Source organism: Streptomyces sp. NPDC060000 (assembly GCF_042737375.1).
Classification (GTDB): Bacteria; Actinomycetota; Actinomycetes; order Streptomycetales; family Streptomycetaceae; genus Streptomyces.
The window spans coordinates 1-1,185 of record NZ_JBHWUU010000188.1; the positions used below are offsets into that span (position 1 = coordinate 1).

At 73.8% G+C, this 1,185-nt stretch carries 1 protein-coding gene; it reads right to left on the minus strand.

The genetic code is table 11. The features are described from left to right. The coding region (locus tag ACFWBB_RS42625; RefSeq protein WP_385284709.1) for an AMP-binding protein at positions 1 to 1,166 on the minus strand (1,166 nt) is incomplete at its 3' end. Between the last annotated feature and the right edge of the window lie 19 nt (positions 1,167 to 1,185).

Here is a 1,185-nt window from a genome sequence, read left to right on the forward strand (position 1 = left end):
GCGGCGTGGGTGTTGACCGCGCCCTTGGGTGTCCCGGTCGAGCCTGAGGTGTAGAGGACGTAGGCGGCATTGGAGACGTGGATGTGTCCTGTGCTCGGCGCGGTTGCTGACCGGGCGGCGATGGCCTCCCGGTCTTCGTCGAGGTCGACCTGCCGGGCGCCGGTCGGCAGGTCCAGGTGCGCGGTGACCTGCCGGGTGGGGGCGTGGGTGAGGATCAGGCGGGCGCGGGAGCCGGTGACCATGGCGGCCAGCCGTGCGGGCGGGTAGTCGGGGTCCAGGGGCAGGTAGGCGGCGCCTGTCTTGAGTACTGCCAGCAGTGACACGATGAGGTCCGGTGAGCGGTGCAGGCACAGCCCCACCACGTCCTCCACGCCCACGCCCTGCGCGGTGAGGTGGTGGGCGAGCCGGTTGGCGGCCTGCTCCAGCTCCCGGTAGGTCATGGTGTTGCCCGCCTCGTCGGCGAGGGCCACCGTCTGCGGGGTGCGGCCGGCCTGGGCGGTGATCTGTTCGTGGACGAGCCCGACGACCGGCTCGGGATCGGGCGCGCTGAACGCTGCCAGCGACTCCCGCTCGCGGGCCGAGGTGAGCGGATGCGCGGCCACCGGCCGGTCGGGCGCGGCCACCGCCTCGGCCAGCACACGCAGCCAGGCGTCCCGAAGGCGGGTCATCGACGCGGCGTCGAAGAGGTCGGCCGCGTACTCCAGCCGGCCCACCACGCTCCCGTCGGGCTGCTCCCGCAGATGCACCGCCACCTCGAACTGCGCCCGCCCGCCCGGCACCGCGAGCTCCGAGATACGCACGCCGTCCACTTCCCACGCCCCGCGCTCGGTGTTGTCCAGCGCGAACAGCACCCGCACCAGAGAGCCCCGCTCCCCGCCGACCGCCTGCGCGACCTTCTCGAAGGGCACCTCCTGATGCGCCAGCGCCCCCAGCGTGGCCGCGCGGGCCCGCTCCACCAGCTCCGCGAACGACACCCGCCCGCCCACATCCACACGCAACGCCAGCGTGTTCACGAAGAACCCCACGACGCCTTCCAGTTCCGCCCGCGAACGCCCCGCCACCGGCGTGCCCAGCACCACGTCCGAACGCCCCGACCACCGCCCGGCCACCGACGCGAACGACGCCAGCAACCCCTGGAACACCGTCGCCCGACCCACACCCACCACGCCCCGCAGCTGCTCCACC